Here is a 25539-nt window from a genome sequence, read left to right as displayed (position 1 = left end):
TCTATACCCGTTCAATTTCGTGAATGCCGAACAGGCCATGGGGCTTGAACAGCAGAATTATCAACAGGATAATATAGGGCAGCACCTCTCCCGTTCCGTTGAGTCCCCAATTGCCGTCAAGATACCCGCTGGCAAACTGCTGGATGAGCCCCATGATGATCCCCGCCACCACGGCTCCCAGGATCGAATCGAGCCCACCGAGAATCACCACCGGAAAAACCACGATGCCAAAAGCGTGCAGGGTATCGAAGTTGAGACCCGTGATATTGCCGATAATACCCCCGGCAGCGGCGGCGCTGAGGCCGGCCATGGCCCATGCCAGCCCGAACACTCTCGGCACGGAAATACCTATGGACATGGACGCCAGCTGGTCGTCCGACACCGCCCGCATTGAGATGCCCACCGTGGATTTTTTAAAAAACCAGGAAAAACCCGCAATCAGGGTAAAGGTTACGATCACCCCGACAAGCTGGGTCCAGGAAATAGACACTCCGAAAAAGGCGATGGGCGTAACCGGCAGAAACGGCGGAAAGGAAAAATTTTCGGTACCGAAAGGGGTGAGGTAGATCAACCCGTCCAGTATCGACATCAAGCCTATGGTGACCATGATAACGGAAATGATCGGCTCGCCGATCAGCCGCCGGAGAAAGATCCGCTCAACGCTCATTGCCAGGAAAAAGGTCAAGATCATGCTCAGCACAAAGGACAGGTAGATCGGGAGGTTGGCCCATACGGTCAGGCCATAGGTGATGAAAGCGCCGGCGGCAATGATCTGCCCATGGGCGATGTTGAGCACCCTGCTGGATTTATAGATCAGGACAAACCCGAGTGCGGAAAGGGCATAGATTGACCCCACCACCACTCCGCTTATTACCAGCTGAAAGAAATAACTCATCACCCACCGCCCATTGTGTAGAAATGTATGGTTGTCTCAACGGTTGCCGTCTGGCCGTCCTGGTACTGGAATGTGGCCTCCACCTTTTTTTCGGCAATCGATTCGTCATAGAGTGCCAGGTAGAGATCGTTATACTTTTCCCGGACAAATTTTCTCCTGATTTTCCCGGTCTTGGTCAACTCCCCGTCATCCATGTCGAGCAGCTTGTAGAGATTGGCAAACCGATGAATTTTAAAGTGTGTCTTTTCCGCCGCCCCATTGATTTTTTCAATTTCTCTTTTTACCAGATCGGCAACCTCCGGCTTAAACGACAGGTCCATATAGGTGCTGAACGATATCCCCCTGTCCTCCGCCCATTTACCAACGACGATTGGGTCGATATTGATCAGCGCCGATACATAGTCCATCTTATCGCCGAAAATTACCGCTTCCTTGATATAGGGGCTGAATTTCAGCCTGTTCTCCAGAAACATGGGGCTGAACATCTCCCCGTCCCTGTTATACATGACATCGGAAATCCGGTCGATAACCACGAGATGCCCCTGCTCGTCGATATAGCCGGCGTCACCGGAATGGAGCCAGCCGCCTTCCAGCAGTTCAGCGGTCTTCTCGGGAAGTTTATAATACCCCTGAGTAACGGAAGCGGAACGCGACAGGATCTCACCGTCTCCGGAAATCCTGCACTCTGTTCCCGGCAGCGGCTTTCCCACGGTGTCCGGCCGCACATCACCGTCCCGGTGCATGTAGGCGATGCCTACTATCTCGGTCTGACCGTAGATCTGCTTAAGGTTGACCCCAAGAGCCTGATAGAAGGTGAAAAGCTCGGGACCAAGCGCCGCCCCGCCGGTATAGGCGCGCCGCAACCGCAGCAGCCCGATCTGGTTCACCAGCGGACGGAAGATTATCTGTCTGCCCAGCCATGCGAGGAGTCGCAGGGACAATGGCATACTTTGCCCCGACATCCGGTAGCCGGCGGCTTGTTCCCCAACCTTCATGAAATATCCGTAAACCATCCTGTTGATACGGTAAGACTCGTCAATCTTGAGCCAGATCTGCGAGCGGATGGTCTCGTAGATCCGCGGTGCGCCGAACATGAAGTGGGGTCCGATCTCCTTGAGATCATCCATGCTGGTTTCAACCGACTCGGGAAAGTTGATCGCTATCCCGGTGGCCATGGCCACACCGAAAGAATTCATCTGCTCGCCGATCCAGGCAAAGGGGAGAAAAGAGACATACTCGTCACTCTCGTCCAGGGGATCGACTTCGGTGAGCTGCAGTCCCATGTTGATATAATTTTTATGGGTCAGCATGGAGCCTTTGGGCAGCCCGGTGGTTCCGGAAGTAAGGCATAGGTGGCATACGTCGCTGCCATTTCCCCGATCGACGAGGATATCGAACAGGGCGGGATCTTTGCGGTGTGCATCCTCTCCCAGCCGATAGAGTTCGGCAATTTCCATGAACCAGTCGTCGTCTCGGTATCCGCGCATCCCCCTGGGATCTTCGTAGATCACCCTTTTCACTCCGGGGATTTTATGCCGGACCTCGGCCACCTTGTCCACCTGTTCCTGGTCGTTGCAGAAAACCAGAGCAACCTCGAGATACTGGAGGATATCGCCTATTTCCTCCGGCAGGCTGGTCTGATAGATCGCCGAGGATATCCCGCCGACCGACTGGGCACCGATGGCGACGAAAAAGGTCTCGGGAATGTTGTCGCTGATGATGGCAATCTTGTCCTCCCTGGCAAACCCGATCGCCAACAACCCCAGGGCGACCTTTCGCACATGCTCATAATAGTCGTTCCAGGTATAGCTGTTCCAGCAGCCGAAATCCTTTTCGCGCAGGGCGACCTTGTTGCCGGTCTTTCGCATCCGCCACCGCAGCAGCTGCGGGATGGTCAATTGTGCCAGTTGCTCTTTGTTATCCATGGGGTACGGTTATTCTTCTCCGATATAAGCATCTATTACTTTTGGATTCGACGCTACCTCATCGGGCGTCCCTTTGCCGATCAACATTCCGAAATCAAGGACATAGATCTGGTCGGAAATATCCATCACCACGCCAAGGTCGTGCTCCACCAGGACCACGGTGATATTCCACTCTTTTTTCAGATCGAGGATAAAGCGCACGATATCCTCTTTCTCCTCGATATTCATTCCGGCCATCGGTTCGTCCAGCAGCAGCAGGCGGGGAGCAAGAGTGAGAGCCCTCGCCACCTCGACTCGTTTCTGCACCCCGTAACTGAGATTGCCGACCATCATCTTTCGGTACGGCTCAAGCTCCATAAAATCAATCACTTTCTCGACATAAGCGCGATTTTCCGCCTCCAGCCGCGCCGCCTTGCCAAAGTAGAAGACGGCATGCAGGATGGAATAGTTCAGATTCTGGTGACGGGCCAGCATCAGGTTGTCAAGGACGGAAAGTCCGCTGAACAGTTCAAGATTCTGGAACGCCCTGGCTATGCCGTAGTTGGAAACCTGGTGGGGAGATGCTTTTGTCAGGCTGCGGCGGCCGTAGCGGATCTCCCCTTTGCTCGGATGGTAAAAACCCGAGATACAGTTGAGGATACTTGTCTTGCCGGCACCATTTGGTCCGATGATCGAGGTGATGATGCCCGGCTCGATATCCATGTTGACATCGGTAAGAGCATTTAGTCCGCCAAATGTAAGCGTTACGTCGGAAACAGTGAGATAGGTCATAACCGCCAACTGTTTTTAGGATTCGTTATTTTCAGGTCGAACAATATCGCAGGCTCTGGCAGCGCAGCCGCGGTGACCTGACATTACGACGGAGCCGCGGGAACCGTGCCGGAATAACTTAAGCTTCACCTGCCTACTCCAGAGACATCGTCTGGCTGCCGGGCAGCTGCAATGTTAATTTTTTTTTAAGCTATACATTCAGGATACTTAATAACAAAATATTATCAAGTTTATATAACAGTGGCAAAATAGTGGGTATTACCTACTATTTCTCCAAAGACAAAAGGTGGGAACACAGATTTATCTTCTTGTTTTTAATGCCTAATTTCCTTCTTATGTTATATCTGTGAAACAGTATGGTGTTTTTGGAGACCAGTAATATCTCAGCTATCTCCTTATTGGTCTTTCCCGTTTTAACCAGGCTCGCCACCCTGATCTCAACCGGGGTAAGTCTGGCCAGGTCCTGGGACAGGACATGGGAGAAGGGGGTAAGGATATTGTTGAGATTCGTCTCGAGAATTCCCAACAGCGTTTTCTGTCGGCTGTTCAGCTGGCCGTTGCCGACTCTTCTGAGGTAGGGGACCACCAGCTCTTCCACATTTTTCAGCACCGTTTCCCCCAGCTCCTTCCTGTCCTCTTCGCGCTGTTTGAGAAGGACCCTGAGAGCGGTGTTGACCTCTTCGAGATGGTGCGACTGGGCCTTGAGTTCTTTCTCCCTTGTCCTCAGGGCTTTTTCTGCACGTTTTCTCTCATCGACTTCAAGCTCCAGCTTCATGTTTGCCTTTGCCAGCAGGGCGGTGCGCTCCCTCACCAGTTCCTCGAGGTGGCCCCGGTACCTGTCGAGTTCCTGTTCCGCCTTTTTCCGGGCGCTGATGTCTCTTAGGGTCACGATGTTGCCAAGGGGGTTGCCGTCGCTGTCCTGGTACAGGGTCGAACTGAGCTGCACGTCAAGGATCTTGCCATCCCTGGTCAGCCGCTTTGTTTCAAACAGGTGGATTTTCTGTCCCTGCTGCAGCCGTAATATGGCCTTTCTGGTCTCCGGCCAGCTCTCTTCCGGGACAAAATCGATCTGTTTGCCGAGCAGCTCTCCCCGTGAAAGCTTGAACGTCTGCTCAAAGGCGGGATTGACGTATGTCGCGATCCCATCCATATCGTATACGACTATGGGATCGGGCGATGATTCCAGGAAGGTACGATACCTGTTTTCACTCTGTCTGAGGATCGCCTCCGCTTTTTTCCTCTCCAGCAGCTCATGTTGCATTCCCCCGTACAACCGTGCCTTTTCCAGGGCGATAAGGGCAAGGGCGGCAAAACGCTCCAGGGTGACCACGTCTTCTTCTGTGAAACGCTCGCCTTCCTCCACGTAGGCAAGGCCGATAACGCCGAGCACCCGGTCCCGGTATTTAAGCGGAATCCCGACGATGGATCGGAGCTGATCAAGCTCCCGGTCAGCAATCCGGTTGTCCCAGGACTGGTAATTCGCAACCACCAGGGGGCACTCATCCCGCCAGACGCGACCGCCGATACCTTCCCCTCTTGCCACCACGCGGCCCAACTGACCCTTGAAAAAACCTTTGCCGACCACCATGCGCATCCGGTCGTGCTCACTGTCGAGCAGGTAGATATAGCCATGACCGGAGCCGCTCAGTGAGACTGCGCGCTCAAGGATATTATCGAGAATAGCTTCCCTGCCGAGGGTATCGATCAACCCCAACGAGGTCTCGTGCAGTGCTTTCAGCGAGGCGTTCTGACGATTGAAGGCGGTTTTCGCCGCCTTCAGCTGAAGGATCTCAGCTTCCAGTTCGGCAACTTTTTGCGCCAACTCCCGGGGACTGTTTCGTTCACCCATAAAAAGCCGGTAGAAGATGGATCATCCGTGGTTGTTACATCGCCACCGGACGACAGCTGGGTTATTCGATGGTTTCCGGCAGGAACCCCATGATAAATTCGGTCTGCTTTTCGATATACTGGTCAATGGTGAAATTCCGGCAGAAATACCACCTCCTGAAAGCCCAGGTGTGGCCTATGACCGATATATTATGGCCTATCAGGTTTATGGTATCGTCGTCAAGAATCAATTTCCCGTTTTTTTTCAGCTGCTGCATGCTGTCGATAAAAAGCGCGGTGATGCCAAGTTCTGATTCGAGAACGATATTCTGCCTCTCCACCGGCAGCAGATGGGTGACCTGATACATGAGCAGCACGTGATCGCTCATCCGGTTGCACACCAGAAAATATTCCCTGATGATATTTTTCAGCGACTCCCTGCCGCCGAGCAGACTGGATCTCTCCATCGCTTCATGCAGGGCCGAGTCAACCGCATTGTGGATCGCCATACACACCAGGTAGAGCACATCGTCCTTGGTGGTTATGTACTCATACAGCGAACCAATGGAGAGCCCGGTCTCCCTTGCCAGCATTCTCGTTGTGGTCTTGTGGTATCCATGTTTGATAAAAAGCTTTACGGCGCAGTCGACAATCTGGCTCCGTCTCTCCTCTACCAGCTTTTTATCTTTTATCTGGGTGGCAATTTCCCTGGAATTCTTTTCGTCCACTCTCATCTGCTCTATCCTCTTCTCGTTCTCGAATATGTGCTCCTGCCATCATACATTAAACCATAAAAGAGTGGACCGCCGCACCCGGTTTTTCTCTTTGCCGCCCGTCGGCTTGAGAACCCGAAACGAAAAATCCCCCCGGTGCGGCCGCGCAACACGCATGGCCCATACCCGGGAGAGTTTATCCTGCATTTTCTATGCGTCCGGCCACAGTTCGGACGATCGTTCACGCAGCTCGATTTTTCTTACCTTGCCCGATGCGGTAAGCGGAAAATCATCCACAAAATAGACGTATTTCGGAGTCTTGTACCAGGCGATCTTGCCCTGGCAGTAATCGATAACATCCTGGGGGGTGATGTCGGCCCCGGGGTACGGAACAACGAACGCCCCCGGCTGCTCCCCGTACTTGCTGCTGGGTACGCCGACCACCTGGACATCCTTGACGCCTTCCATATGGTGGAGGAAATCCTCGACCTCCTTGGGGTAAATATTTTCCCCGCCCCTGATGATCATATCCTTGATTCTGCCGGTGATGGCAAAGTAGCCGTCCTCATCTATCATGCCGATATCGCCGGTATGGAGGAACCCGTTATCATCTATCGTCTCCCTGGTCGCTTCCTCCATCTTGTAATACCCTTTCATGACGTTGTAGCCGCGGCATACCACCTCTCCAGGCTCTCCCGGAGGCAGATCTTCCCCGGTTTCGGTATCGATAATCTTGACCTCGATACCGGGCATGGCCTTGCCGACCGTCTCACATTTTTTCCTGATGGACGGTTCGTTGTACATTGTCTGGGTCATCCCGGGAGACGCCTCGGTCAGACCGAAAACGATGGTCACTTCAGTCATATTCATCCGCGAAATGAGGTCGTTCATGGTCTTCACCGGGCAGGGGGAACCCGCCATGATGCCGGTACGCAAAGAAGAGAAATCGAACTTGTCGAACAGCTTGTTGTCGAGCATGGCCATGAACATCGTCGGCACGCCGTACACCGCGGTACATTTTTCCATTTCGATGGACATCATCACCTGGACCGGGTCGAATGTTTCGACAAAAACCATGGCAGCGCCGTGGTTGACACAGGCAAGCACCCCGAGAACACAGCCAAAACAGTGAAAAAGAGGCACCGGAATGCAGACCTTATCCCGGTGGCTCATATTCTGCCCGGCACCAAGCCAGTAACCGTTGTTGCCGATGTTGTTGTGGGTCAGCATCACCCCCTTGGGAAACCCTGTTGTCCCCGAGGTATACTGCATATTGATCACGTCATCGGGGTCCAGGCAATCCTGACGTTCACGATACTCTTCGTCCGCGGTGGCAACGGCCAGGGACATCACCTCGGCTATCGAATAGACCCCCCGGTGTTTTTCCGGTCCGAGGAAAAACACCCTTTTCAGGCTCGGGTAGCGTGAAGAGCGGAGCTGTCCCCGCGGGTGGGTTTTCAGTTCAGGAACCAGCTCGTACATGATCTCGAGATAATTCGCGTCCCGCAGCCCGTTCATTATGAAGATATTCTCGCAATCGGACTGTTTGAGAACGTAATCGATCTCCTCTGATCTGTAGTTGGTGTTAATCGTCAGCAGGATCGCCCCTATCCTGGCGGTGGCAAACTGCAGCGCAACCCAGTGGGGAACGTTTGTCGCCCAGACGGCGACTTTTTCGCCTCTTTTCACCCCCATCGCCATCAATCCCTTGGCAATGGTATCAACGGTTTCTCCAAATTCTCTCCATGTCTGGCTGTATTCCCTGTCGACATAGGCAACGGCGGTCTGGTCCGGATATTTCTCCACCGTTTCCGCGAGAATCTGCCCCAGGGTCGCCTCTCTTACTATCGTCTCTCTGGTCATCATCGCCACCTGTTAATAAGTAAAAATAACAGCATAAATTTTCGCATCGCCGCCAACTGCGCTCAGGCAGTGGGGCACCAGAGAATTATAATACATGGAGTCGCCCTCGTTCAGGACGTAGGTTTCATTACCGTAGATCAGCTCCACCGCGCCGGAAGTGACCACGACGAACTCTTCGCCTTCATGGGCGGAGGTACTCTTGTCTTCGGTGGGGGAGATGTTTATGTAAAAAGGCTCCATATGACGGTCGGTCTTGCCGGACCCCAGCGAATAATAACTGTAATGCCCCTGATCGTTTCCTTTGTGCAGGGCGACACCCTCTTCTCTGTCGGAGGAGCGGGTGATCACCGGATCTCTTGCTATCTGGTCGTCGGTGAAAGTCCCAACCCGCTGGCCCAGCGCCCTGGAAAGCTTGACCATGACCCCGATTGCCGGAATGATTTTTCCCGCTTCAATATCTTCTAAAAGAGATAGCGACAAACCGGCCTTGTCCGCGAGTTCCTCCACCCCGATGGCCAATTTTTCCCGGTAGGTCTTTATTCTCTTGCCTATTTTATTTTCCTGGTTCATTCTTTTCTCCGCGTGTCTCGTCAGATTAGTATCCACCGCTGCGTCCGCTTCGTTCAGCTTTTTCAGAACCAACGAACAGTGCAGCCTTATATAACTTTTTTTCAAAAAGCATAACTTTATTTTATTGCAGGGGATTTGTCTAGCGAGTAACTGTTTTTCTTTGTCCCGTGACAAAACAGGTTGAGTTTTTCCCCGTGAATAGTTATGACCTCTGACACCTGCGGGCCGTCCCAGAAGCATTCAGCCCCCTGGTGAGTCCCGATAAGTTCTGGTCACCCTCAATCGGTAACCCACACTCTTGTAAACGAAACATTCCTTAAACACAATGGCTCACTCTCCTGCAACCGCCCCGACCTTCAGAAACAGTCTTTTTGTCTGGGGATTCGGCGCGGCTTTTTACGTTCTGGCTTTTTTTCATCGTGTCGCCCCGGCGGTAATAACAAACGAACTGATGCAGGATTTCGCAATTACCGGGACTGCGCTTGGTAATCTTTCGGCATTCTATTTTTACAGTTATGTGGCAATGCAAATACCCACGGGAATTCTCGCTGACAGATGCGGCCCCAGGCGGCTGCTTACCGGAGGCGCGCTGGTGGCCGCGGTCGGAGCCGTGATGTTCGCGCTGGCCCCGACCTTCATCTGGGCGGTGACGGGCCGGTTGCTGATCGGCGCTTCGGTGGCGGTGGCGTTTGTCGGATTATTAAAACTCTCCATCAACTGGTTCCCCCCCAACCAATTCGCCCTTATTTCCGGACTCACCCTGTTCTGCGGAGTGGCAGGCGCCGTATTTGCGGGGACACCGCTCAGACTTCTGGTTGACGGTTTCGGATGGAGAAACACTATCTTATTTTCTGCCGCCCTCACCCTTGTGGTGGCCGGAGGCTCATGGATATTTATCCGCGACTTTCCCCGCCACAAGGGATTCAGGGATTTTTCTCCTTCCTTGCCCCCCGGTGCCCCAGTCAAGCGTTCGGGAATTCTCCCGGATATCGTTGAGGTGGCGTCAATCCGCAATGCACTCCTGCTCTTTTTCATTCCCGCCGGTCTGGTCGGTGCGATACTGACATTTTCCGGTCTGTGGGGTGTTCCCTACCTGAGCGCCGCCTACGGGGTATCCCCCGCGTTCAGCGCCGCGCTGAGCTCCGCGTTGCTCACGGCATGGGCGGTCGGCGGACCGTTTTTCGGCTGGCTCTCGGACAGGATCGGCAACAGAAAAACAGTGTACGTCTGCGGCTATGTCTTTGCAATTCTCGGATGGACGATTATTATCTATTGCAGAAACTTATCCATGCTGCAGCTGGCTGCGGCCATGGTCATAACCGGGTTCTGCTCGGGGGCGATGATAATAAGTTTCGCTTTTGCCAAGGAATCGGCACCGGCGCGGTTGGCGGGAACCGTGTCGGGCATTGTCAATATGGGGGTCATGATCGGACCGATGATATTGCAGCCCGCCGTGGGCACAATCCTTGATCTGCTGTGGGAGGGCAATAGTCATCTGGGAGTAAGGATCTACAACGTTGATGCGTACGAAAAAGGTTTCAGCCTCATGATAATCTGGGCACTTTTCTCCCTTACCCTGTTGCTGTTCACCAGGGAAACCCACTGCAGACAGCTCGCTGAAAAACAGTAGAGGCACCTGCGCCGCAGGATGCCGGCAACACTAACCAAAGAAGACAGGAACAACATGGACTTGATGGAGAAAATCGCGGCCGGAGGTCTGATATTTGACGGAGCTATGGGCTCGATGCTTTTTGCTGAAGGGCTGTCTGGCGGCAAACCGTCGGAGCTGTGGAACATCGAACAGCCCGAGACCATAGAAAAAATACACCGTGCATATTTTGATGCCGGAGCCGATGTTGCAACCACCAACACCTTTGGCGCCACCCCCTTCAAACTCGAAAAATCAGGAATAACTGCGGACGCCGGGGAGATCAACAGATCCGGGGTGGAGGCGGCCCGTCGGGCGGCGGGACCCGGCAATTTCGTCGCCGGTGATATCGGCCCCTTAGGAGAAATGCTCAGACCTGCAGGAATGCTTGATCCCGAACAGGCGGTTGATCACTTTGCCAGGCAGGCAGCCATCCTCGAAGAAGCCGGGGTCGATCTCTTTATTATCGAGACATTCTTCGACCTCAATGAAATCCTTGCGGCCTTGCAAGGTATCAAGAAAGTGTCTGGAAAACCTGTTTTCGCCACCATGACCTTCCAGAAAAAGGCCAAGGGCTTTTTCACCCTTATGGGCAACAGCCCCGGTGACAGCATGAAGCGCCTGGTGGACTGCGGCGCCTCGGTGGTCGGGGCCAACTGTTCCCTGGCAAGCGACACCATGATCACTCTGGCGCAGAAAATCCGCGAAAGCGTCGACAGCCCTGTGATAATTCAGCCAAATGCGGGCGCCCCGGAATCCATAGGTGACATCATCAGATATCCCGAGACCGCTTCGTTTTTCGCCGAAAATATCGCAAAAATAAAGGCCCTCGGCGTCGAGGTCGTCGGCGGATGCTGCGGCACCACTCCCGATTTCATCAGAGAGATCGCCAGCTGATATGCAGACAACCGTGACTGTCGCCTGCGCGCAACCGTCACAAAAACCGGTGAAAGCCTCAGCCAGGTGGATCTAAGGCTTTCACCCTTCTGGCAAAGCGCGGGGAGGAAAAAATGGCTTCACCGAAAGCAATCCTCACGGAACTGATGATCCTGCTGGTATTGACTATGACCCTTTGTTCCTGTGCAACCTACCGCTCTGGCCTGAACGGCAGGGAAATTACGCTGGTTCTCAACAACCCCCATGCCCGGCAGGTCACCTTTTTCTCTTCTCTTGACAATTTTTACGGGCAAAAACTTCAGAATCAGAAAGGACTCTGGAAGATAACAGTGGCGACAACAACAGCTTTTCGCTATTTTTACATTATTGACGACAACATATATCTTCCCCCCTGTCCACTACAGGAACAGGACGACTTCGGCGAAAAAAACTGTGTCTTCGAGCCACCCCGGTAGAGTTTCAAACAGAGAGCCCGGAGCCTGGTAAATTTTCCGGTCCACACCTTTGCCAGATACTGATCGCATCCTGAAAATTTTCTTCTACCGGAACGCTCCCCCCTACTTGTGCCCTCCGCCGGAACCACCACCTGAGCCGCCACCGGAACCGCCACCTGAGCCTCCCGAACCGCCATGGCCACCTGAGCCGTTTGAGCCGCTGCCAGACGATCCTCCCGCCTGGTCCCGATCACCCCTGGAGCTGTCTGCGTCACTTAATTTCTTTGCACCGACACCGCTTTGTGCTTTGCCAATGGAGCCACCACCGCCGATTTCTCCAGATAGCTCTTTGACAGCTCTTTCCGCTTCGACAAATCTCGCCCTGTTTTCAAATTGATGCCTCAGTTGACCCATGTCACCCGAACGGTAGGAATGTTTCAAGGCCTTGACCAACAGGTCGGCTGCTGTCCGGGACCTGACTGTCCGACGCGCCATACTGCGTGCCGCGGTCATCGTTTCTTCGGCCAGACGGTACCGCTCTTCCGGGCTCAAAGCGCGGTTTATCGACCTGAGTTGCGACACTATCCGTTCGCACTCCTTTTCCTGCAAGCCGGCAATGTACGCTCCGGCTATCAGGTCTCCCAACTGGCGGATACGGGATTCATCTCCACTCAGTCGGCGAGCCTGGCGGTAAGCTCTCTGGTACCGGTCCCTTATCCGCTCGACCGCTTGGACAATCCTTCGTTGGTCAATATTCTTGGCAATACCCTCGTTCACCTTGTTTTCAACCGGGGTTGCCGGCAGTCTCCGATTATTCATGTCGTGGAGGATGGTTTGTATCCTCTTTATATTGGCATGGGTAAACCGGTACCTGTTCATTCTCTGAAGAAGGGCAGGTGAAATATCGCCACCTCCCGGCACTGGCCTAATCTTCTCTGTTTTCACCCGGTGCTGGTCGGGGACACTGTCTGATGAATACGCCGGGTTACAAAGAGCTGTGACAAGAAGGATGCATCCGGTTACAAGAGATAGTATTTTCATCATCGTTTTCTTTGCATATTTTTTCTGTTTGAGCCATGACCACCCGGCCACTGATCCATACCTACCTGTTCTCCACAACGCGACACCCGACAAAACGTTCCCCCCATGAACCAAGATACTGAAAACAGCTGCACGAAAAAAGGTTTATAACGGCTTAGCGCTATGCTTTCACGTCGATAACTGAGTTCATCGCACCGAAGTCGTCCGCCTCCTTCGCCGGTACCGTTGGATCAGGAATATATTTGTCACCGTCAACAATGAAGGAATACCTGTGTTCTCCGTATGGCACCTGCAGCTGCACCTCCCAGTAGCCATAGGAGCCGACGGGGAGCAACGGCACTCTCTGCCAATCGGTGAAGCTACCGGAAATGTCAACCCTGTCAACTCCTTCACGAAAAATAACAAACCTGTGATACTGGACGGGCTGGCTGGTGATTGCCGTTTCTTCGGGAGTGTCATTGACATTGTGTATGTTCATTCCGGCAACAAAGGACAGGATCAGGAACACACCGGCGGCGGCAGCCCAGGAAAAAACAGAGGGAAGACGGCGGCGTCTAAAAGCGGGGGGAGAACACTTTGGCTCCTGGCAATCGAACACCGCCTTCAGCTGCTTCTCCTGGCTGAGCAAGGCGACAGTATCGTTAAAATACGCTCCGCTGGCATGAACATTTTCCACGAATGTGACTTTTTCATCCAGAGACAATTCATCATCGATATACATGCTTATTAAACGATCCATCACTTCGCCTCCCCGGCAAGAATATTTCGAAGCCGCCGCCTGGCCCGGTGTACCCGGACCTTGACACTTGCAAGACTCAGGTCCAGGATGGTGGCAATTTCTTTATACGCGATCCCGTTAACTGCCAGGACCAGGATGTCCCTGTCCTGTTCCGGTAATCTTTCAAGAGCTTGATGAATCCGGGCAACAGACTCCCTGGCGATAAAATTCGATTCCTCGTCAGCTGTCGATAGCACCGGAATTTTATCTATGCGGAGAAATACTTTCTCGTTTCTCGTAAAATCAACCAGCGCATTGCGAGCTATGGTAAAAAGAAGTGCCGGAGAAGAAACAGCCGCATTGCCGTAGCGCCGATAATGCCTGGCAAAACTCTCCTGCATGATATCCCTCGCAACCTCGGCGTCCCCGCTTTTATAGAGCAGATATCCAAAAAGTCTGCTTCTGTATTGGGTATAAAAATCTCTGTATATTTCAGACATATAAAAGTCCACGGTAAAGATGGGGCTGTCCCGAAACATCATCGTATAGTAATATAACGGATCCGAGTGCAAAAGGTTACCGGTCGCAGCCGACATTTTTCCCAGGACTCCAACAAAACAGGATTATTTGTTCACAATACGCGCCTGCGTGCACAGACCGTCTTGGGTATTGCAGCGCCCAGCATTACATGTTATATTATATGTAATAATCATATTATTCAACAGGAGGTGCTGGTATGAAGGTATTTGTGGTCATGAGATTTGACCCAATGCAATGCGGAGCATGCGGCAACGGCAAGCTGGACAGGATATTTACCACCATAGAAGAAGCCCGGACATATGTCACCATGTCCGGCAATCGCCGGGGCGTCAGCTGGGAAATCAGCGAACGGACGGTGGAGGAGTTTGCCGTCAAAGAAAAACTGGCGGCGTGATACCCGCGCCTCTCGCACACATCTGGCCGCCCCTGCCAATGGGGCTGTAAAAAGACGATCGTCCCGCTGGTCACCACATTTGCCTTGCCGCCAACCGTGGTGACTATCGCACGGACCAGGGCGGTTTTCCCTCTTTACCAGCAACGAAAGCCGCTTTTGGTTTATCCATTTTACGTTTTTCTCTGTTTTTCTATCCGTTCATTTTCGATCCCGGCAAACCGCCCAATTACCCCAGCTACGAATTTACAACCCGGGTATACTGGATACGTCTCGACAGCCGCATTCGCCCCTATCCGAAAAAGCCTGACACAACGTCGATCGTCAGTGAAAAATTTTACAAACAGGTGTATAATGACTCGAAATACTTTAATTTTTACCAGAGGGAAAGCCAATGACCGGAGGACTCTTCGCTATCCTCGACGACATAGCCCTGCTGCTTGACGATGCAGCTGCAATCAGCAAGGTGGCGGCCAGAAAAACCGCCGGTCTGCTGGGAGACGACCTGGCGGTTAACGCCGAAAAGGCCACCGGATTTCGGGCATCCCGGGAGTTACCGGTGCTGTGGGCCATCACCAAGGGGTCATTTGTCAATAAACTGATAATTCTTCCGCTGGCGTTCCTGTTGAGCGCTTATCTCCCCTGGCTTATCGTACCGATCCTTATTGCCGGGGGCACCTACCTGAGCTACGAGGGAGTGGAAAAGATCCACCACGTGCTGTGCTGCCGGTCCAGCCAACCCCACGAGGAGCCAGTGTCAGAACCGCTAAACCAGCAGGAAAGCGAAAAACTCAAGATACGGTCGGCGATCCGCACCGACTTCATCCTTTCCATAGAAATAGTCGTAATCACCCTGGGAACGGTTATCGGCCACCCGCCCGCGCTGCAGCTACTGGTGGTCAGCCTTATTGCTGCACTTGCGACAATAGGGGTTTACGGTTTGGTGGCCCTGATTGTCAGGATGGACGACGTCGGTTTTTTTCTCATAAGGCTGGCACATCGATCGACGGGGGTGGTACGACAGGTGACGGCGGCCAGCGGCAGATTACTGGTGACATCCCTGCCGGTTGTCATACGGTTGCTGGGGGTTGTCGGCACCGTGGCAATGATTCTCGTGGGCGGCGGAATGTTCACCCATAATATCGATCGGCTCCATCACCTTCTCGGCTCGCTGCCCTCACCGGCAGCGGATTTCATGACAGGTCTTGTTGTCGGCACGATACTGCTTGCCATCCGGCAGCTCATTACAAGATTCCGTTAAGACCATTTCAGCCGACGACCAGCAGCCCCATATAGTAAATTATCGGCAAAAACACCCCGGGGAGCAGGTTGCCAACCCTGATCGCTGTGACCTTGAGCATATTCAGGCCGATCGCCATGATAAGCAGACCGCCCACCGAGGTCATCTGCGTTACGGTCTCGGGCACCAGAAGATTTTTCATGAGCCCTGCGGTGACGGTGATCAGTCCCTGGTAAAGAAAAACGGCCGCACTTGAAAACATCACCCCCACCCCCATGGCGGAGGCAAAAATAATCGAAATCACGCCGTCCAGGATCGATTTGGCAAAAAGCGTCTGGTGATTGCCGGTAAGGCCGCTCTCAAGGGAACCGACAATCGCCATGGACCCCACACAGAATACCAGGCTTGCGGTGACGAATCCCCGGGCAAAAGAACTTGTATCCGATGATTTCCTGGCAACTTTTTCCTCCAAAAAAGCCCCCAGACGCTCCAGCCGTTTTTCGATCTTCAAGCCTTCACCGATGACCGCGCCGATTATAACCGAAAAAATCACCACCATCAGACTGTCGGAGGAGACGGCGCTTTTAATCCCGATAAGCACCACCGACAGGCCCACCCCGCTCATGATGATCTCCTTGTAATTATCGGGAAAGGAACGGCTGAAAAACAATCCAAGCAGACTTCCGATAATAATTGCAACACTATTTACGACTGTACCGAGCATGATTTCTTGTATTGACGGCCATAATTGTGGTTTTATAAAGAAAAAACGTGAAAAGAGTTGAAACTCTATACCACCTGTGCTGCGCCGAGTCACTGACTCAATTGCTTAACATCAAGATATTTTTCATTCACAACAACCCCAGAGGCTGCCGTTGATCTATTATCTCACCAAAATTGTGGTTACCGCAGGACTGGTGGTCATAATCTCAGAAGTTGGCAAGCGCAACACTTTTCTTGCCGCGATCTTGGCATCTGTTCCCACCGTTTCACTGCTTGCGTTGGTGTGGCTCTACCAGGACACCGGCAATGTCACGCTGGTAACCTCGCTTGCAAAAAGTATTTTCTGGCTGGTACTGCCGTCGCTGACATTCTTTATCGCCTTGCCGCTATTGCTTGGCATGGGCGTCAATTTTTATTTGAGCCTGGTGATTGCAACATCAGTAACCGCCTGCTGTTACTGGGGACTTGTTGCGATTTTGCACTATTATGGTGTCCAGTTGTAGCAGCCCCCGGAAAAAAGCATCAAAGCTTCAACAGAGACCTGCAGCAACCCGTGATTGAGCCCCATTGAGGCGTCCATGGACAACAGCGTTTCAGGTCCCCCCAGAGTGTCGAGTCTGGGGGGACAGGTCTGTCTGGCCTATGTTTTGTTTAATAGACACGGATGTCTTGCCGGCAGGAAAGTCAATGCCGGCAAGATATTTCAGTCGCCAAAATTTCAGCGATTATTTGAAACAGATTCGCCGCACCTCATCAAAACGGGAAACAAAGTGGGCCGAGATCCCCTCCTTGATATGGTCGGCCAAGAGTTCGAAATCCTCCTGGTTGTCTTTTGGCAGCAACACCTCCTGGATTCCGGCTCTCTTGGCGGCGATCATCTTCTCCTTTACCCCGCCGATGGGCATGACCAGCCCCGACAGGGTCAACTCCCCCGTCATGGCGATATGTTTCCGGATCGGTTGTGCGGTGACCAGTGAATACAGTGCCGAGGCCATGGTTATCCCCGCCGAAGGACCGTCCTTCGGGGTTGCCCCGGCCGGGACGTGGAGATGAACCAGATTATTTTTGAAAAACTCGATTACCTTGTCGTCATCCCGCATCAATGATCGAATATAACTATAAGCGATTTCAGACGATTCAACCATGACCTTGCCCAGTTGCCCGGTCTGTTTGAACCCCGGCTGTCCGGTGGGGATGGGGACGGCCTCTATATGCAGGGTGGCCCCTCCCATGGTGGTATAGGCCAGCCCGGTGATCACCCCGACCATCGGTTTTTTATAGGCGTAATCTTCACTGAAAAACCTCTTGCCGAGCAGATCCTTCAGATCGCCCTTCTTGATCCGGACCTTCTCTTCGGGGTTATCAATTATCTTGCTGACGCTTTTTCTGAGGATCTTCTTGATACAGTTTTCAACTCCCCTGACCCCAGCCTCGCGCGCGTAGCCGTCGATAATCTCGGCAATAACGGTCTTTGACAGGTTGACCTGTCCGGCGGTAAGTCCATGTGCCTTCAACTGCCTGGGCAGCAGGTGGCGCCTTGCGATCTCTACTTTTTCCTCAAGAATATACCCCGGCAGCTGAATCACCTCCATCCGGTCCATCAGCGGGCCGGGAATGGTGTCGAGCTGATTGGCGGTGCAGATGAAAAAGATCTTGGACAGATCAAAGCGGACGTCGAGGTAGTGGTCGAGAAAATCCCTGTTCTGTTCAGGATCCAGGACCTCCAGGAGCGCCGATGCCGGATCGCCCTGAAAACTGGCGCCGATCTTGTCGACCTCATCCAGCATGATAACCGGGTTTGCCGTTTTACACGTCTTGATCGCCTGAATAAACTTGCCCGGCATTGCCCCGATATACGTTCTGCGATGTCCCTTAATCTCTGCTTCGTCACGCATCCCTCCGAGGGAAAAACGAAAAAATTCCCGACCGAGACTGTCGGCGACCGACCGGCCTATCGACGTCTTGCCCACCCCTGGAGGCCCCTGCAGCAGCAGGATCGTACCCGATAAGTCGCCCTTGATCACACCGACGGATATAAGCTCCAGGATGCGTGTTTTCACGTCGTCGAGGCCGTAGTGGTCACGGTCGAGGATTTTCTGCGCCTTTTTACGGTTATAACTGTCCTTGGAGTAGACCCCCCACGGCAGAATGGTCAGCCAGTCGAGATAGGTCCTGGTAACGTTGAACTCGGGCGACGACGATCCGAGAAGCTTCAGCTTTTCAATTTCTTCTTCTACCTTTTCCCGGGCCTCCTCCGACAAGACAAGCTTTTTAACCCGGTCCTGAAACTTTTCAATCTCGGCCTGGGTGTCGTCCTTGGCCAGGCCAAGCTCCTTTTTGATCTCCTGCAGTTGCTGCTTAAGGAAAAATTCCCGCTGCTGCTTCGACAGCTGCTCTTCGATCCGCTTGGAAATTTTTGCCTTGAGTTTTGAGATTTCCACCTCATTTTTCAACAGGATAAGAACCAGCTCCAGACGCTTGCGCACATCGACGGTCTCGAGAATCTTCTGAATCTCGACCCCGGAAGAGGTAGTCATGGAGGCCGCAAAATCACCAAGTGACCCGGGATCGCTGAGATTGATCCGCTCAATAAGCAGGCTCAGCCCCTCCTTGAACAGCGGGTTCAGATTCACCAGTTCCTTGATGCAGTCGATGATCGCCACGGAATACGCCTTGAACTCCTCGGTATTTTCCCGTATCGACTCATACCAGTACTTGACTTCGGCACCAAATCCCAGGTCAGTTTTCACTATTGACACCACATCAAACCTTTCCAGAGCCTGCACCAATACCTGCAACGGCTCGCCGGGCTTGAAGGGCGATACCTGGATAACCCTTGTGACGACCCCCACCTTGAAAAAATCGTCCCCGCTTTCGGCATAGTGGGCAAGGCCATCTTCTTTCGGGTGCAGCAGAATCAAACCGAGATAGAGCGGTTTTTTCTGGTTGACATGTTTCATCACCGCCTGTTGCAGCACAGGGTCGTCGACAATGACGGGCCCCATCATTTTGGGGAACATCGGACGATCGTGGAGCGGGATCACCATTATCTTCTCCGGCAGCAGATCCTTGGAAACAACCAGGGATTTCTGAGATTGCTCCCGATTATCCTGGTCGTCACCAGGCGATTCTATGCCGTCAGGGGTCAGTACAGTCGGTTCTTCGGCCATTCTCTTCCTCCTTCGTCTATTCTCCCGGGTCAACACCCATCTTATTTTTTCCTCTACCATCAAACAGTCGGCCCCGTTGTTATGACAACGCTGGACCTTTATCCATTAATTACCAGTACTAGTAATCATTTGCACCTGTTTGCAAAATGTTTTTTCACCGAACACCATATTTTCTCTGCAAATAAGTCGCCTTATGCACCACTGGTTTTCCTGCCCGTCATTGATCTCTGGAAAACAATTATTATTCTTTATCCGGATTGTATGAATTTAACCCAAAACACAACACAAATCCGGTGATGACTGATGAATTATACAGTGAATAAAGTTGAGCTACTAAGCGAGTTTAAAAAATGTCCCATCTGCGGATACCAGGACGGATTCCACACCATGCTGCGACGGGAAAACGGACGCCGGAAAAATTTCTTTATCTGCCCATCCTGCCATGAAGTTTTCGACCCTGGAGAGGATTCCCTCAGCCATCAAGCACCGGTTGCGGGGCAAGGGATCAGCGTTGGCGAAGCATTGATGCGCCGCAAGTCCACCCGCGCCTTTTTGAAAAAGGAGGTTGAACGGGAAAAAATTATCAATATCCTCAACGCAGCCCGCCACGCCCCGTCTGGAACCAACGCCCAGCCGTGGCATGTGGCGGTGGTCTCCGGAAAACTGAAAAAGAGCATGACCCAGGAAATGCAGCAGCAGTTCGAGCAAAAAGGTGCAGGAGAGATGGATTACAACTACTACCCGAACGACTGGAAAGAGCCTTATAGAAAACGGCGGGTCGAATGCGGGGCAGCGCTTTATTCAGCACTGAACATCGAAAGAAGGGACAGGGCGGGGCGGCTGCGTCAATGGCAGGCCAACTACCGCGCTTTTGATGCTCCGGTCATTCTCTTTTTCTTTATTGATCCTATCATGGAAAAAGGATCCTTTCTTGATTACGGCATGTTCATACAATCGGTTATGCTCGCTGCCGTCGAACAGGGACTGGCAACCTGCGCCCAGGCAGCGCTCGGCCAGTATCCGGAGCTGGTGAAAAAGACCCTTGGCTACCCGCAGGAGACGATTCTTATCTGCGGCATGGCCCTTGGATATGAAGACCCTGGGGCACCGGTAAACAACTACCGTACAACCAGGATTGAAGTTGAAAAATTTACCACTTTTTTAGAGTAGACAGGTACATTACCTTGTATATAACAAGCAAATACCTTGAGCATCCCCAGATGGTTGAAGCTTCCTTAGGGGGAGGGGGAAATGCTCTGGCGGTTCAATCCAAGCGGTTTTTTTTGGGAGAAAAACTGAATGTTTACCATCGGTGATATCAAGAACATAGCTATACAGATAGAGAAAAACGGGGAAGAAAGTTACAGAAATGCCGCCAAGCTGGCAAAAAACCGGCGGGTCGAGGAAATTCTGTTGTGGATGGCGGAGCAGGAAAAGCGTCACGCTGCCTGGTTCGCCAGCAACCTCGACACCAGTAAACCGCTGACTGCCGAACAGCGCGAGATGGAGACTCTTGGCAAAACGCTGCTCCAGGACATCGTCAAGAGCAGCTCTTTTCTGACCAACGAGCAACAGCTGGAGGCGGCCGATACCGCCAAGGAAGTGGTCGACATCTCGATTGCCCTGGAACAGGAGACCATCCTTTTCTACAATTTTCTGCGCGGTTTTATCGATGATGAGGAGACCCTCGGCCAGCTCGATAAGATCATCGCTGAAGAACAGCTGCACATCACCAAGCTCGAGGAGGTGGCGACCTTGAAAAAACAGGAGTGCGATGAGCAGCCACACTGAATTGGCCCCGACAAGAGGCGGCAGTTTTATCGGATCAGCGACCAGATGAAGGGGGGCAACAACATCCGACCCGGTTTTCTTTGCCCCCAAAACCCTGTACGGTGACAAGTACCATGAATCGACTTCTCTTTGTTACGGCTGCATTGTTGTTTTTTTTGCCCACCACAACCATGCTCCATGCCGAGGCATCCCTGCCGCTCAGCCTTGGCCAGACTCTATATGTTCCGGCCTATTCCCATATCTATCACGGCAACAAGGAGACCCCCCTGCTGCTTTCCGTTACCCTTTCGATCAGAAATATCGATCCCCAAAATCCGCTGACCATAACAACAGTCAACTATCATGAAACCAACGGCGCCCTGGTCAAGGATTATCTTCCAGAGCCGACAGTTCTGAGCCCGCTTGGATCGATCCGCTTCGTTGTTCCGCAAAGAGACAACAGCGGCGGATCGGGGGCAAACTTCATGGTGACGTGGTCCGCCAGACAACCGACAAATCCACCGATTGCGGAATCCGTCATGATAGGCACCCAGTCCCAGCTCGGCATTTCCTTTACATCAAGGGGGCGGGTTGTCACAGAGCACCCCCTCCCCCCTGCCAAACCATAGGGTGCACACAGAGCTATTGGTGCTGCAACATGGATCTGATTTTTTCCACGAGAAAAGGGTTGGCACCAATAATCCCCTGTTGCGGGAAATTGTCCTTGCCACCAAAATCACAAACGCAGCCACCAGCCTCCTTGACCAGAATCACCCCTGCGGCCACGTCATATTCTGACAGGCACAGCTCCCAGAAACCATCAAGCTTACCCGCCGCGACATAGGCAAGATCCAGGGCGGCGGATCCCATTCTCCGTACATCGCGGAGCCTGGGCACAATTTTGTTGAAATGCTTGAGGTTGTTGTCTTCGGCCCCGGCCCTCAGGCAGGCGAAACCGGTTGCCAGAACAGATTCGCGCAACTTTTTACGACTGGAGACCTGAAGACGGTTCCTGTTCATGGAAGCGCCCTTGCCATGTTCCGCGCTGAACATCTGGCCCAGCAGAGGGCCGTATACTACTCCCGCCCTGGTCACCCCCTGTTCCTGATAGGCAAGGGAGATGCTGTATCCGGGCAATCCGTGCACGTAGGACACCGTTCCGTCAATGGGATCGATCACCCAGCGACACCCTTCATCTGCCGTTTTAGTCCCGTATTCCTCGCCGACTATGGTGTGACCCGGATATTTTTTCAGGATCTCCTCGGTCAAAAAAACCTCAATTTTACGGTCCACAGCAGTCACGAGGTCTTTTTCCCCCTTGAACTCAACGGTCAGTGAATCGGGTTCCCTGGCAGCCGCAAGAGATAGTTCCCCCGCCTTGAATGCGATGTGTTTCATGAAATCGAGCATTATCTCCTCCCTGTTTTTTAAAAAGTCTTTGGCCGACTGGCACAATAATCGTAGAATATTTACCATTATACATTATCAGCAAATACGGTTCTCCCTCATTCATCACATAATTTCATTGCGAGGCTCTCATGGACAAACTCTCTTTTCTCAACAAGCTGCAGATTGACGACACCTCCGTCAGCTTCTTCGACATAACCCGACTGACCGGACAGGGCTTTGGAAATATAAACAGACTCCCCTATACAATCAGGATCCTGGTGGAAAACCTGCTGCGCAAATATGATGATAAAATCGTCGGCGAACAGGACCTGCAAAACATCACCAACTGGCAGAAGAGCTACGACAGCCCGGTGGAGATTCCCTACCACCCGGCTCGGGTGCTGATGCAGGATTTCACCGGCGTGCCCGCAGTGGTGGATCTTGCTGCACTGCGGGATGCGGTCAGGGATCAGGGCGGCGACCCGGCGGTGGTCAACCCCCTGGTACCGGTTGAACTGGTAGCCGACCACTCGGTACAGGTCGATTTTTCAGGAACCAGCGCCAGCTTGAGCGGTAACGTGACCAAGGAATACGACCGCAACGGCGAACGCTACACCGTTTTCAAGTGGGCCCAGTCCAGCTTTGACAATTTTCGTGTAGTGCCGCCGAACTCCGGCATCTGTCACCAGGTAAACCTGGAGCATCTGGGACGGGTAACCATCACCTGCAAGATGGCCGTAGAGGACAAAGAGATTACCGTGGCCCACCCGGACACTGTCGTGGGGCTCGATTCCCACACCACCATGATCAACGGCATCGGGGTTATGGGCTGGGGCGTAGGCGGAATTGAAGCCGAAGCGGTTATGCTGGGACAACCCTACTACATGTCGATTCCCGAAGTTGTCGGGGTACGGCTCAGTGGCGAGCTCAAAGCGGGCATCACCGCCACCGACTTGGTACTAACGCTGACACAGCTTCTTCGGCAGGTCAACGTGGTGGAAAAATTTGTCGAATATTTCGGACCGGGCATGCAGCACCTCTCGATCCCCGACCGGGCCACCGTCGCCAACATGACTCCGGAATATGGCGCGACCCTGGGCTTTTTCCCGATCGACGAGAAAACCATAGATTACCTGAAATTGACCGGAAGAAACAGGGAAGCGGCGCTAACCGACGGTATCGCCAGAAGTTGCGGCCTGTTCTACGACGATTCAGGGGATATCGAATACAGCCAGGTGATTGAGTTTGATCTCGGCAGCGTGGAACCCTCCCTGGCCGGTCCCGCGCGGCCCCAGGACCGTATCCCGCTGTCCGCCATGAAACAGGCGTTTGGCGATATCCTCGGCTGCAGATATGAGCGCGACACCAGGGTCGAACAGGTCTCCACCTTTATCGATGAATCCGGCTGCGAAACCACCCGGAAGGAGTCCTGCCACGCCGCGGCCAAGCGCGATATAGAGATAGTGATGAACGGTAAGCCGGTAAAAATAGGAGACGGCAGCGTGGTCATTGCCGCCATCACCTCCTGTACCAACACCTCCAACCCCCATGTATTGATCGGCACCGGACTTATGGCCAAAGCGGCAGTAAAAAGAGGACTCAGGGTTCCCGGCTATGTAAAGACTTCCTTTGCACCCGGCTCAAGGGTGGTGAGCAATTATCTCGACAACAGCGGCCTCACCCCCTATCTCGAGGCACTGGGATTTCATATTGCCGCATTCGGCTGCACAACCTGTATCGGCAACTCCGGCCCGTTAAACCCAGAACTTGCAAATGCCATTGAAAAACACGAACTCAACGTCGCCGCGGTTCTCTCGGGCAACAGGAATTTCGAGGCGAGGATACATCAGCAGATAAAGTCCAACTTTCTCGCGTCGCCGATGCTGGTTCTCGCCTTTGCCCTGGCCGGCAGGATCGACGTTGACCTCAGCTGCGAACCGCTCTCCTGGGATCCAAACGGAGAGCCGGTATACCTTGAGGAATTATGGCCTCAAAACAGCGACATTGCAGAACTGGTCAGCACGCATGTCACCAGCCAGGCGTTTATCACCGAGTACAAAGAAATCTTCACAGGCGACAGCCACTGGCATAAACTTGCGGTGAACGAAGGCACCACCTATGCATGGAACCCAGAGTCCACCTATATCAAGCGCCCCCCCTATTTCGACAATTTCTCCAGGGTCCCCGCCCCCATTGGCGACATACAGGGAGCGAAAATATTGCTCCTGCTCGGAGACAGCGTCACCACTGACCATATTTCCCCGGCCGGAGCAATAGCCAGAAACTATCCTGCCGGCAGTTATCTCGCCGAACGCGGTGTGACGCAGGAAAATTTCAATTCCTACGGGTCGCGAAGGGGAAACCACGAAGTGATGATGCGCGGGACCTTCGGAAATATACGTATCAAAAATCGAATGGTCGCACCCAAAGAAGGTGCTTTTACATTGAAAATGCCGGCACAAACCGAGATGTTCAGTTACGATGCCGCAATGCAGTATCTGGCTGAAAAGACACCCCTTGTGGTTTTTGCGGGCAAGGAATACGGTACCGGATCATCAAGGGACTGGGCCGCCAAGGGCACCAACCTGCTGGGAATAAGAGCGGTGATTGCCGAATCCTTTGAGCGAATCCACCGCAACAACCTGGTCGGCATGGGGGTACTCCCCCTTGTTTTCCCAAGCGGCACAGATATCGACTCACTCGGCCTTGACGGCAGTGAGACAATTGATATTTCAGGGCTCGACAATATGGTCCCGAGAAAGAAATTGCGGGTTACGGCAACGGGGAGAGACGGAAAGGTCACGTCCTTTGAGGTGATTGCGCGGCTGGATACATCGGTTGATGTATCCTATTTTGAACACGGCGGCATCCTGCCCTATGTGTTGCGGCAGATGCTTGCACAAAACAAGGCCTGAAAACAGGTCCTGTCCACCTTATGTCGGTTGAAAAGGAGGAGCGGGCAAGACTCCCGGAGACATTTTCGACATAGTGTGGACAGGTCCCCCTGCCGGCCT

At 53.0% G+C, this 25539-nt stretch carries 24 protein-coding genes; 10 read left to right on the top strand and 14 right to left on the bottom strand.

What is annotated here, in order from left to right; translation table 11 throughout:
* Position 1: 1 nt before the first annotated feature.
* The 8 genes from BLQ17_RS03655 to BLQ17_RS03625 form a co-directional block, all read right to left on the bottom strand.
* Positions 2-895 (bottom strand): branched-chain amino acid ABC transporter permease, encoded by an 894-nt coding sequence (locus tag BLQ17_RS03655; protein ID WP_092219905.1) that lies wholly within the window; start codon positions 893-895, stop codon positions 2-4.
* Positions 895-2820 (bottom strand): AMP-binding protein, encoded by a 1926-nt coding sequence (locus BLQ17_RS03650; RefSeq protein ID WP_092219903.1) that lies wholly within the window; start codon positions 2818-2820, stop codon positions 895-897. Before BLQ17_RS03650 ends, BLQ17_RS03655 begins: the two co-directional genes overlap by 1 nt.
* A 9-nt stretch (positions 2821-2829) precedes the next feature.
* A complete protein-coding gene (locus BLQ17_RS03645) occupies positions 2830-3591 on the bottom strand; it encodes an ABC transporter ATP-binding protein (protein ID WP_092219901.1) in 762 nt (253 codons plus the stop codon).
* Between the two features lie 265 nt (positions 3592-3856).
* Complete coding sequence (locus tag BLQ17_RS03640) at positions 3857-5440, bottom strand: PAS domain S-box protein (protein ID WP_092219900.1); 1584 nt, start codon at positions 5438-5440, stop codon at positions 3857-3859.
* Positions 5441-5501: 61 nt separating this feature from the next.
* Positions 5502-6152, bottom strand: a complete 651-nt coding sequence (locus BLQ17_RS03635; RefSeq protein ID WP_092219898.1) for a TetR/AcrR family transcriptional regulator — start codon at positions 6150-6152, stop codon at positions 5502-5504.
* A 42-nt stretch (positions 6153-6194) separates the two neighbouring features.
* Entirely contained in the window at positions 6195-6338 is a 144-nt protein-coding gene (locus BLQ17_RS22470) for a hypothetical protein (RefSeq protein WP_176761065.1), read from the bottom strand.
* Between the two features lie 3 nt (positions 6339-6341).
* A complete protein-coding gene (locus BLQ17_RS03630; RefSeq protein ID WP_092219896.1) occupies positions 6342-7994 on the bottom strand; it encodes an AMP-binding protein in 1653 nt (550 codons plus the stop codon).
* A gap of 12 nt (positions 7995-8006) precedes the next feature.
* Positions 8007-8564 (bottom strand): XRE family transcriptional regulator, encoded by a 558-nt coding sequence (locus BLQ17_RS03625; protein WP_092220084.1) that lies wholly within the window; start codon positions 8562-8564, stop codon positions 8007-8009.
* A 325-nt stretch (positions 8565-8889) separates the two neighbouring features.
* Here BLQ17_RS03625 and BLQ17_RS03620 point away from each other — a divergent pair, with 325 nt between their 5' ends.
* The 3 genes from BLQ17_RS03620 to BLQ17_RS03610 all read left to right on the top strand — a co-directional run bounded on the left by BLQ17_RS03620 (position 8890) and on the right by BLQ17_RS03610 (position 11564).
* The gene (locus BLQ17_RS03620; protein ID WP_092219894.1) at positions 8890-10194 is read left to right on the top strand and encodes an MFS transporter; all 1305 of its coding nucleotides are present in this window, start codon (positions 8890-8892) and stop codon (positions 10192-10194) included.
* Between the two features lie 18 nt (positions 10195-10212).
* On the top strand, positions 10213-11109 hold the full coding sequence (locus tag BLQ17_RS03615) for a homocysteine S-methyltransferase family protein (RefSeq protein ID WP_245694978.1): 897 nt from the start codon (positions 10213-10215) through the stop codon (positions 11107-11109).
* Positions 11110-11222: 113 nt separating this feature from the next.
* Entirely contained in the window at positions 11223-11564 is a 342-nt protein-coding gene (locus BLQ17_RS03610) for a hypothetical protein (RefSeq protein ID WP_092219891.1), read from the top strand.
* A 102-nt stretch (positions 11565-11666) separates the two neighbouring features.
* Here BLQ17_RS03610 and BLQ17_RS03605 read toward each other — a convergent pair whose 3' ends face one another.
* The 3 genes from BLQ17_RS03605 to BLQ17_RS03595 form a co-directional block, all read right to left on the bottom strand.
* Positions 11667-12587 (bottom strand): hypothetical protein, encoded by a 921-nt coding sequence (locus BLQ17_RS03605; RefSeq protein WP_143005428.1) that lies wholly within the window; start codon positions 12585-12587, stop codon positions 11667-11669.
* A 157-nt stretch (positions 12588-12744) separates the two neighbouring features.
* Positions 12745-13323, bottom strand: a complete 579-nt coding sequence (locus BLQ17_RS03600) for a glycogen-binding domain-containing protein (RefSeq protein ID WP_092219887.1) — start codon at positions 13321-13323, stop codon at positions 12745-12747.
* A complete protein-coding gene (locus BLQ17_RS03595) occupies positions 13323-13802 on the bottom strand; it encodes an RNA polymerase sigma factor (protein WP_176761064.1) in 480 nt (159 codons plus the stop codon). The genes BLQ17_RS03600 and BLQ17_RS03595 overlap by 1 nt, the downstream gene beginning before the upstream one ends.
* A gap of 236 nt (positions 13803-14038) precedes the next feature.
* Here BLQ17_RS03595 and BLQ17_RS03590 point away from each other — a divergent pair, with 236 nt between their 5' ends.
* Together BLQ17_RS03590 and BLQ17_RS03585 are read left to right on the top strand one after the other, a co-directional pair.
* Positions 14039-14236, top strand: coding sequence for a hypothetical protein (locus tag BLQ17_RS03590; RefSeq protein WP_092219883.1), 198 nt, complete (start codon positions 14039-14041; stop codon positions 14234-14236).
* Positions 14237-14627: 391 nt separating this feature from the next.
* Positions 14628-15494, top strand: a complete 867-nt coding sequence (locus BLQ17_RS03585; protein ID WP_092219881.1) for a DUF808 domain-containing protein — start codon at positions 14628-14630, stop codon at positions 15492-15494.
* A 7-nt stretch (positions 15495-15501) separates the two neighbouring features.
* Here the strand turns inward: BLQ17_RS03585 and BLQ17_RS03580 are convergent, their stop codons facing one another.
* Positions 15502-16197 (bottom strand): DUF554 domain-containing protein, encoded by a 696-nt coding sequence (locus BLQ17_RS03580; RefSeq protein ID WP_092219879.1) that lies wholly within the window; start codon positions 16195-16197, stop codon positions 15502-15504.
* Between the two features lie 151 nt (positions 16198-16348).
* Between BLQ17_RS03580 and BLQ17_RS03575 the strand changes: the two genes are divergently transcribed.
* On the top strand, positions 16349-16699 hold the full coding sequence (locus BLQ17_RS03575) for a DUF3147 family protein (protein ID WP_092219877.1): 351 nt from the start codon (positions 16349-16351) through the stop codon (positions 16697-16699).
* 222 nt (positions 16700-16921) lie between these two features.
* On the opposite strand, the gene lon is transcribed toward BLQ17_RS03575, so the two are convergent.
* Positions 16922-19366: an endopeptidase La gene (gene lon / locus BLQ17_RS03570; protein ID WP_092219873.1), complete on the bottom strand. Its 2445-nt coding sequence runs from the start codon at positions 19364-19366 to the stop codon at positions 16922-16924.
* 504 nt (positions 19367-19870) lie between these two features.
* On the opposite strand from lon, the gene BLQ17_RS03565 reads away from it, so the two are divergent.
* The 3 genes from BLQ17_RS03565 (at position 19871) to BLQ17_RS03555 (ending at position 21765) form a co-directional block, all read left to right on the top strand.
* The gene (locus tag BLQ17_RS03565; protein WP_092220082.1) at positions 19871-20536 is read left to right on the top strand and encodes a nitroreductase family protein; all 666 of its coding nucleotides are present in this window, start codon (positions 19871-19873) and stop codon (positions 20534-20536) included.
* Between the two features lie 129 nt (positions 20537-20665).
* The gene (locus tag BLQ17_RS03560; RefSeq protein ID WP_092219871.1) at positions 20666-21157 is read left to right on the top strand and encodes a ferritin family protein; all 492 of its coding nucleotides are present in this window, start codon (positions 20666-20668) and stop codon (positions 21155-21157) included.
* Between the two features lie 113 nt (positions 21158-21270).
* On the top strand, positions 21271-21765 hold the full coding sequence (locus tag BLQ17_RS03555; protein WP_092219869.1) for a DUF3124 domain-containing protein: 495 nt from the start codon (positions 21271-21273) through the stop codon (positions 21763-21765).
* Positions 21766-21778: 13 nt separating this feature from the next.
* Here BLQ17_RS03555 and BLQ17_RS03550 read toward each other — a convergent pair whose 3' ends face one another.
* Entirely contained in the window at positions 21779-22534 is a 756-nt protein-coding gene (locus tag BLQ17_RS03550) for an inositol monophosphatase family protein (protein WP_245694975.1), read from the bottom strand.
* Positions 22535-22674: 140 nt separating this feature from the next.
* Here BLQ17_RS03550 and acnA point away from each other — a divergent pair, with 140 nt between their 5' ends.
* Complete coding sequence (gene acnA / locus BLQ17_RS03545; protein WP_092219865.1) at positions 22675-25440, top strand: aconitate hydratase AcnA; 2766 nt, start codon at positions 22675-22677, stop codon at positions 25438-25440.
* Positions 25441-25539 lie beyond the last annotated feature (99 nt).

The organism is Desulforhopalus singaporensis, from assembly GCF_900104445.1.
Classification (GTDB): domain Bacteria; phylum Desulfobacterota; class Desulfobulbia; order Desulfobulbales; family Desulfocapsaceae; genus Desulforhopalus_A; species Desulforhopalus_A singaporensis.
This window is presented reverse-complemented; position numbering and strand designations above follow the sequence as displayed.